The sequence below is a fragment of the Cellulomonas composti genome, assembly GCF_007990245.1.
GTDB lineage: Bacteria > Actinomycetota > Actinomycetes > Actinomycetales > Cellulomonadaceae > Cellulomonas > Cellulomonas composti.
Map to the genome: position 1 here is coordinate 1 of NZ_BJWG01000023.1, position 7,825 is coordinate 7,825.

Here is a 7,825-nt window from a genome sequence, read left to right on the forward strand (position 1 = left end):
CCCCCCGTGCTGTGGCGACCGCGTCGGTGGCGGCGGTAGCCGCCGCTTCGGTGTTCGCAGTTGCGGCCGCGCAGGAGGACCCGGGGTTGTCGGGCGCGCAGTGTGCTGCCATAGAGGCGCCGACCTTGCAGGAGGCGGTTCGGCTCGCACTCGGGTGCGATCACGATGTGGCGGCGGTCGAGTCGTATGACCCGTGGTCGCGGTTGGTGGCGACGCCGGATGAGACCGTGCGGCACGAGCTGACGACCAGGGCTGTGCGTACAGACGTCACCGGTGAGTGGATGCCGACGGACGCGACGGTGGTTGCCGGTGGTTCTGAGCTTGTCGTGGCATCTCCGGTGTCGCAGATCACCATGGATCGCGATGGCGGTGACGGCGCGCAGTTCTTGACGGTCGAGGCCGAGCACGGGGTGGTGTCGTTCGACGCTCCGACGGACTTGGGCGTACCGGTGATCGAGGGGTCGCAGGTGACGTGGCCCATGCTCGACGAGGGCGGTGTGCCGATCGTCGGCGTCGCGTTGACCGTCGACGTGGCGCAGGACGCCTCAGGGGCGACTCCTGTCATCGACGTTGCGGATGCCGACGCGTACGAGGCGCTGTCTGGTGTGGCGGGGCCGGCCGGCGTGGGGTTCACGTTGCGCGTCTCAGATGGTCTGCGGCTCGCTCGGCCGGACGGTCCCGCTGGTGGTCTGGCGGTCCTGGATGTCACGACCGGTCAGGTCGAGTTGTCTGGCGGCACCCCGCTGCAGTGGGACTCTGCGGGCGACGCGCTGGGTGATGGCGGGTCCGCGGGTTCGAGCCCGTCGCCGAGCGCCGCGAGCAGTGACGGTGCGGGTGTAGATGACGCTGGACCGGCCGAGGGTGACGTGGTGAGCCCGCTGGCGGTGAGCGTCGCCGATGCACAGACGATGGTGGTCGAGGCGAACGAGGCGATGGTGGCGGACTCGGACACGGTGTGGCCGATCACGATCGACCCGGAGATCGAGAACACCCGCAACGAGTGGATGGCCGTGCGATCCGTCGACAGTATCGGGGTCAAGTACAAGTCGGTGGACACGTACGGGGAGGGTGTCGGGCTTTGCCTGGACGACACGTGTGCAGCGACGTACAAGTCGCGCCTGTTGTGGGAGTTCGCCGGGCTGGACGAGTTGATGACCCTGTCGGCCGATGACCTGCTCTCGGCAAAGTTCAGCACGTGGATCACGCATTCGTCGGACTGTTCGACGTTGCCGCTCGACCTGTATCTGATGGCGGCGGACATCAGCTCGGCCACGAGGTGGAGCACCATGCCCGCGACCTCGAAGCTGCTGGCGACGAACAGCCCGCGGTACTACGACGACGGCGAGTGCGGGAGCGCGCAGTGGGTCGACTGGGACGTGCTGGGCGGTGTGAGCTCCAGGCTCGGCAAGGGCACGACCATGACGTTGGGGATGAGGTCGCGAACGGAGGACTCGTTCTCGACCTGGCGCCGGTTCCGGATGAACGACGCGACGTTGACGGTGGTGTACAACCTGCCACCCGAGGTCCCAATTCTGTCGTCGATGCAGATGGGTGTGGACGGTTCGTACGACTCCTGCAAGGCAGTCGGTGCGCAGATCCTCGTGGCCAGCACGACTCCGACGATGGCAGCGGTGATCAGCGACCCCGACTCCACGGTCAAGGGCGAGTTCGAGGTCTACCAGGGCGGCTCGATGGTGTGGTCCGCGCGCGTGAACAGCTTCCAGACCAGCGGCATCGTGCAGCGCCTCGGGATCCCGGGCGACACGATCAAGACGGACGTGACGGCGAAGTGGCGGGTGCGTGCGGTCGACTCGAAGGGGCGGATGAGCGCCTGGTCGCCGTTCTGCCAGTTCCTGCCGGACGCCACGGCCCCCCACGCGCCACGCGTGAGCGCGGAGCACCCGAGTGCTGCGGGTGACCCGATCGCGTACGTCAGTGGTGAGGAGGCCGGCGGGGTCGGTGTCACCGGGTGCTTCCTGTTCGACGTGGTGGCGGACACGGACGTCAACGGGTTCCTGTACGGGTTGGACGCATCCAGCGCCGCGGAGCTGACGGCCCCGAAGGTCCCCAATGCGTCGGGCAGGGCGCGCAAGTGCTTCACGCCCGTGAACGCGGGGCCGCACTGGTGGCTGGTGGTGGCGGTCGACGAGGCAGGGAACGTCTCGCGCCCGACGACGTACTGGTTCTCGGTCGCCGAGTCGACCGAGGACGTGGTGTGGAGCTTCGACTCGAAGAACACCCTCACCCAGGCGGACCCGGGGACCGGCGTCAAGCGTGTGGTCTTCCGGAACATGGCGGAAGCAGCCAACGGCGATGACCGGGGTGACATGCTGAGCGACGCGGTTGCGTGGACGCGTGGACCGCACGGGCTCTTCGAGGCGCGTGAGGGCGACTGGGCGCCGCTGCTCGACGGGGTCGACGACGAGCTGAGCTCACGCTCGAGCGTGCTCGACGCCTCGAGCAGCTTCGTGGTCAGCGCGCACGTGCGCCTCGACAGTGCGGAATCGACCGCGATCGCTGTCTCCCAGGACACCGGCTGGTCGAGCGCGTGGAAGGTCGGCTATCACGCGTCGGGATGCCCGAGCGGGGCAACGGGTTGTTGGGCGTTCTCGATGTACGGCCCGTCGGGGGCCCCCACGCGGGTGTACTCCACGGTCGCGCCGGTGGTCGGGCGCTGGACGATGCTCCTGGCGGAGTACGACAAGGCCGCGGGCAAGCAGCGGCTGTGGGTCTGCGACATCGGCACACCGCAGGACCCGTCACCCGGCGAGCCCGTGGGCGCGGAGGCCCCGGCGCCGGTGATGGGCACCACGGTCGGCGTGCTCGCCCTCGGGCGCGCCGAGGTGAGCGACGCGGGCGCGCAATGGTGGACCGGCGCTATCGACAACGTGCGGGTCTTCCAGGGCGACGTCGTGGCCCCGGCGAAGATCCGACGGGTCTGTCAGGGGGCTGAGGCGAACCAGACCGGCGTCGGACCCGAGGGCGGCTCCGGCGGCACGGCCACGTGGCGCGATCTGGACCCGACGACGGGTGGCAACTGATGAACCGCCGCACGATGACGAACCGCCGCCCGCGGGGGCGCTGGGGCGCCCTGGCGGGTGCGGCGGCCGCGGTGGCGTTGTGCCTGTCGACGGCACCGGGCGCGATCGTGGTGGCCTCGGACGCGGCACCGTCCAGCGACGCGCTCGAGTCGCGGTCGTCGAACTTCGCGGACGTCGTCGCGCAGCTTCCCGCCGAGCCTGTCGTGGAACCGACGCCGATCACCGCCTCGCCCATGATGGCCGAGGCGGGCGACACGATCGCGCCAGGGCCCGCCGAACTGCCCGAGGGGGGTTCGGGCACACTGAGTCTGTCCGCCGGGGGCGGGACCGCGCCGAGCGGGCGCTTGGCCGGGGCGAGCGGCGGGTCTGTCGGGCAAGCTTCGGGCTCGAGTGGGCAGGTCAGCGACGTCGTCGGGGGTCTGCCGGTCACGCTCGCGACCGTCGAGGGCGTGACCGCGCCGAGCGCTGTCAGTGTGCAGGTTCGTGACCAGGACGCGACCGAGGCCGCCGGTGTAGGCGGTGTCGTGCTCGACCTGGCCGACGTGTCCGGTGACTCCGGTGATGACACCGCGGTTGAGGTGACGATCTCCTACGCGGAGTTCGCCGCTGCCGGTGGTCCGGACTGGGCCTCGCGCCTGCAGTTCTTCGCACTGCCCGCCTGTCTGCTCGACGGCGTGGAGGACGAGGAGTCGGTGTGCGTGCCGGTGCCGCTGGACAGCGCCAACGACACCGAGTCGCAGACGTTGACCGCCACTGTCGAGCTGCACGAGCCTGGTACCGATCCGCTCGGTACCGACGCGACGCTCGACGACCCGCAGCCGGGTTCGGCGGGCACGGTCGGCACGCTCGCGCAGGGCTTGGCGGCCGGCGGCGGCGTCCGTGTCGCCGTCGCGGCCGGCTCCGGTGGGCCGTCGGGCCAGTGGGGCGCAAGCAGCCTGGCTCCTTCGGGGTCGTGGAGCACGTCCGGGGCAACCGGTGCGTTCACCTGGTCCTACCCGCTGGACGTACCTCCGACTTCCGGTGGGTTGACGCCCGACCTGGCACTTTCGTACTCCTCGGCCGTCTCTGACGGGCGCACCTCGGACACCAACAACCAGGCGTCCTGGGTCGGCGAGGGCTGGTCGCTGAGCGACAGTTTCATCGAGCGGACCTACGTCCCGTGCGCTCAGGACCTGGACAAGGTGGACGGCGCCGCGCCGAACAACACCGGGTACCCGGACAAGTACGCCGGTGACCTGTGCTGGGGTGCGGCGAACCTGACGATGTCGCTGGACGGCGCGTCCATCGAGCTCGTCCAGGACGAGTCGACGAAGACCTGGCACGCGAAGAATGAGGACGGCACCCGGGTCGAGGCCGTGACGCGCGCACGGGGGATCGATTCCACCACCGACTACTGGGTCGTGACCACGGTGGACGGCACCCGCTACTCGTTCGGTGAGGGCGGTGCGTCCGGTGCGGACACGCAGTCGGTGTGGACCGTTCCCGTCTTCGGCAACCACACAGGCGAGGCGTGCCACGTGTCCTCGTTCAAGAGGTCGAGCTGCCAGCAGGTGTGGCGCTGGAACCTCGATCGCGTCGAGAACCCACTCGGGAACACGATGCGATACACCTACACGCGCACGACCGGGGCCTACAAGAGCGCGAAGCAGGCCACACCGGTGGCCTACACCGTCGGTGGGCACCTGAGCTCCATCGAGTACGGGACCCGAACCGGTTCGAGCCGTACCGCCGGAGCACGGGTCAGCTTCCAGAGCACGCCGCGCTGCACCGGGGACACGACCGATGCCGCGTGCCTGGTGTCGAACATGGCGGACAACGAGAGCCGCTGGCCGGACGTCCCCGTCGACCTGTACTGCACCGTTGACGACGAGAAGAAGTGCGCCAACATCACCGGGCCCGCGTTCTTCGAGGTCGACAAGCTCTCGAAGATCGTCACGCAGACCTACGACGGCGCGTGGCACACGGTCGACTCGTGGTCGCTGAAGCACGACATGTACGACCCGAACGCTCACACCGACAACAGGGGCTCCAAGCCGGCCGTCGACGTGGGTTCGATCCTGTGGCTGCGTTCTATCCAGGAGACCGGCCGCGACCAGGTCGCCAGTTCCGGGGACCCTGATCCTGCCGTGTTCAACGCGGTCTTCAAGGACAACCGCGTGCAGGTGGCGGGCAACCCCGGCCCACCGATGAGCCGGCCGCGCGTCGAGCGCATCAACACGCAGGCCGGTGCGTACACCTTTGTGGCCTACACCGGCGGGTGTGAGCAGTTGCCGTCGAACCCTGCGAGTAATACGGCGCTGTGCTACCCGGTCGGCTGGGACTACAAGCACCCGGGTGACCTCGACTGGTTCGCGAAGTACGTCGTGGCGCAGGTCGACCAAGGCGGCGGTACGTCCACCGCCGTGAGCCAGGCCATCACGACGCGCTACACGTACAGCCAGGACGCGACCTGGGTGAAGCCGACCGGTCCGCTCGTCAAGCCCAAGCAGGTGACCTACTCCGACTTCCGCGGCTTCGGGTCGATCACCACCGTCGTCGGCGGCTCAGACACGGTGGCCACTCGGACGGTTACGCACTACCTCCTGGGCGTCGAGGCCACACGGCGCGACGGCCTGCCGCAACCGGGAACCGGATCGGGCGACCAGGACCACCGTGTTCCGGCGGTCGTCACCGACCAGGAACGGTTCGCCGGCCAGGTCTACGCCGTGGAGCAGTTCGATGGTGCGAACCTCCTGTCGCGGGCCGTCAGCCTCCCCTCGGACGTCCAGGTCACCGCCACCGCCGAGGACGGGCGCACGGCGTCGCTGATCGGCCAGATGACCACCTACGGCGAGACGTACAGCAGGGCCGGGAGCGTGCTGGCGGACCTCACCACGAGGACCACCACCGATCTGGACTCGCACGCGCGGGTCGAACGGGTCGACGACGACGGGGCGATCGCGGACACCAGCGACGACACCTGCACCGCCATCAGCTATGCCGGCGACACCGGGCTGATCGCGAAGAACATGCTCGGACTGCCCGTTCGCACGCTGGTCACCTCAGGGCCCTGCCCGACGGGGACGGTCGACGTGCACACGATCTTGACCGACACCCGTGCGGGCTACGACAGCGCGGGCCGTGTCGTGACCTCCAGCGAGCTGAACGCGACCGAAGGTCCGGGGGCCGCCCGGCCGCTCACCGCGTACTCCTACACGACCACGTCCGGGGTCCCCGAACCCTACGGGCGGCTCGTGGCGGTGACCGACGCGCGCGGCCGCACGACGACGACCACCTACCAGGACACGGACTACGGGCTACCAACCAAGGTGAGCGTCACGACCCCCGACCCCGACGGGACGGGTGCCCAGCTGCCGCTGACCACGTCGACCGTGTTCGACCCGCTCACCGGTGTGCTCACCGACACGATCGACGCGAACGGCAAGAAGACCCACGGGCAGTACGACGAGCTCGGGCGGTTGACCGCCGTCTGGTACCCGGACCGGGCCTACGATCCCGCCGCGCCACCCACCCCGTCCGTGACCTACGCGTACACGCAGCGCGCGAACGGGATCAACGCTGTCGTGACCAGCACGATCGCGGCCGACGGGGTCTCCCGCAACGTCTCGTCGGTCATCTACGACGGGCTGATGCGCGTCGTGCAGACCCAGTCGCCGTCCGCGGACGCGGGCGCGGTCGGTACGGACACCTCCGCGGCGCGTGGACGCACCGTGAGCGCGACCTTCTACGACAGTGCCGGCAGGGTCCGGCTCACGACAGGGGCGTGGACCACGTCCGGGCAGGCGAACGCCAAGCTGCTCGACAAGCCCGTGTCCGTCGCGTCGCTGACGAAGTACCTGTACGACGGGGCCGGTCGGGTCACGGACGAGGTCTTGTACTCGGGGACCAGCGAGCCGGGCAACGAGAAGTGGCGCACCGTCACGCTCTACGACGGGTCGACGACCACGGTGTTCCCACCCGCGGGCGGCACGACCACGGCCACCACCGCGGACGCCGACGGGAACACGGTCACGCTCGTCCAGCACACCGCCCGACCCCAGCTCGAAGGCAGCGGGCGTGCTCGCACACTGGTGTGGGCCGCCGCCGACGACCCACAGGAGACCACCTATCGGTACGACGTGCTCGAGCGTCTGGTCGAGATGCGCGACGCGAACGACACGACCTGGACCTACGGGTACGACTACGCCGGGCACCAGGTGCGCGCGGTGGACCCTGACGCCGGCGAGACCACCAGCGCCTACGACGAGGTCGGACAGCTGACCTGGGTCAGCGACGCCACCGGAGAGCGCACCTATACCTACGACGCGCTCGGCCGGAACACGAAGGTCTCCGCCGGGGAGGTGACGCTGACCTCGTTCGCGTACGACACGCGCGCCAAGGGCCAGCTGACCTCGTCGACGCGGTACGTCGACGGTCAGTCGTACACGACCTCGATCATCGGGTACGACGACGCCTACCGCGTGACCGGGACGAAGGTGACGCTGCCGGCGGTCGGGAACCTGGCCAAGCTCGCGACACGCACGTTCACCACCACCTACGAGTACGCCGCCGACGGTCAGCTCGCTGCCACCACGCTGCCCGCAGTGACGCAGGAGATCGACGGGACGTCCTCGACGATCCTGGGTGGCGAACGGGTGAGCACCTACTTCGACTCCGCGTCGGTGCCGCGGTGGATGGCCGGCGGGTTCGGGTGGGGCACCTACGTCGCGAACTCGAGCACGGCGCCGGACGGTCGCCTCGTCGCGATGGACCTCGGCAACACCTACGGGTCGGTCGTGACCTAT

General features: G+C 69.4%; 2 protein-coding genes. Both read left to right on the top strand.

Annotated features, from left to right (window positions below; genetic code table 11):
• The first annotated feature begins 353 nt into the window (after positions 1 to 353).
• Positions 354 to 3,041: a LamG-like jellyroll fold domain-containing protein gene (locus CCO02nite_RS15475; RefSeq protein ID WP_186812741.1), complete on the top strand. Its 2,688-nt coding sequence runs from the start codon at positions 354 to 356 to the stop codon at positions 3,039 to 3,041.
• Positions 3,041 to 7,825 (top strand): RHS repeat domain-containing protein (locus tag CCO02nite_RS15480; RefSeq protein WP_146844078.1); only part of this gene is annotated, 4,785 nt, incomplete at its 3' end. The genes CCO02nite_RS15475 and CCO02nite_RS15480, both read left to right, overlap by 1 nt.

What these genes read in the sequence shown, in the direction of transcription:
- CCO02nite_RS15475 (WP_186812741.1), top strand. Translation starts at nt 354, where the DNA reads ATGGATCGCGATGGCGGTGACGGCGCGCAGTTCTTGACGGTCGAGGCC.